Raw genomic sequence first — 1,051 nt, forward strand, 5'->3', positions numbered from 1 at the left:
TGGCTGGAGACGAGGACGGTGCGCCCCTCGTCGGCCAGACGGCGGGTGAACCCGCGGATCCACCGCACCCCGTCCGGGTCGAGCCCGTTGACCGGCTCGTCGAGCAGCAGCACCGGCGGGTCACCGAGCAGCGCGCCGGCGATGCCCAGCCGCTGGCCCATGCCCAGCGACAGCGCCCGGCCCGGCTTGCCGGCGGCGCGGGCGTCCAGGCCGACCAGGTCGAGCACCTCGGTCACCCGCCGGGCCGGTACGCCGTTGCTGCGCGCCATCGCCCGCAGGTGCGCCACGCCGGAGCGGGCCGGGTGCACACCTGTCGCGTCGAGCAACGCGCCCACCTCGTACAGCGGGTGCCGCAGCGTGCGGTAGTCCCGCCCGTTGACCAGCGCCTGCCCGGCGGTGGGCCGGTCCAGGCCGAGCACCATCCGCATGGTGGTGGACTTGCCGGCGCCGTTGGGGCCGAGGAACCCGGTGACCTGGCCGGGGCGGATCTCGACGGTCAGGTCGTCGACGGCCGTCACGGCGCCGAACCGTTTCGTCAACCCACGAAGTGTGATCATGCGGTGACGCTATTGCGCGGCGGTGGCGCCACACTGCCGTCGAACGGCAACGGCCGACACCGACTTTCGTCAGGTGCGACGGACCACGAACGCGTCGGGCATCCGGAACGTCAGGTTGTCCGGGCACCACGGCGGACGCACCACAGTCACGCCGTCGAGCAGCGCGGTGGCCTCGGCGACCACCACGGCGGCCTCCATCCGGGCCAGCTGCGCGCCGACGCAGCGGTGCGGCCCGGCGCCGAAGGCCAGGTGCCGCCGCGAGCCGGGCTGCCCCGGGCGGAACTCACCCGGCGCGCCGACCACCGACGGGTCGCGCCCGGCGCGGGCCAGCCAGGCCACCACGCTGGTGCCCGCCGCCACCGGCAGCTCGCCGAGCGTGGTGTCGATCGCCGCCACCCGCCGCCACGTGACGATCGGTGGCTCCAGCCGCAGCCCCTCCTCGACCACGTCGTCCACGGCGACCGTGCCCGCGCGCAGGCCGGCCCGTACCGCCG

At 75.7% G+C, this 1,051-nt stretch carries 2 protein-coding genes; both read right to left on the reverse strand.

Going from position 1 to position 1,051, the window contains the following annotated elements:
- A partial coding sequence (locus KBX39_RS31850; RefSeq protein WP_210874128.1) for an ABC transporter ATP-binding protein occupies nt 1-557 on the reverse strand: 557 nt, incomplete at its 3' end.
- Nucleotides 558-626: 69 nt separating this feature from the next.
- Nucleotides 627-1,051 (reverse strand): cytochrome P450 (locus KBX39_RS31855; protein ID WP_210874129.1); only part of this gene is annotated, 425 nt, incomplete at its 5' end.

Source organism: Micromonospora sp. D75 (assembly GCF_018070405.1).
GTDB classification, from domain to species: Bacteria; Actinomycetota; Actinomycetes; order Mycobacteriales; family Micromonosporaceae; genus Micromonospora; species Micromonospora chalcea.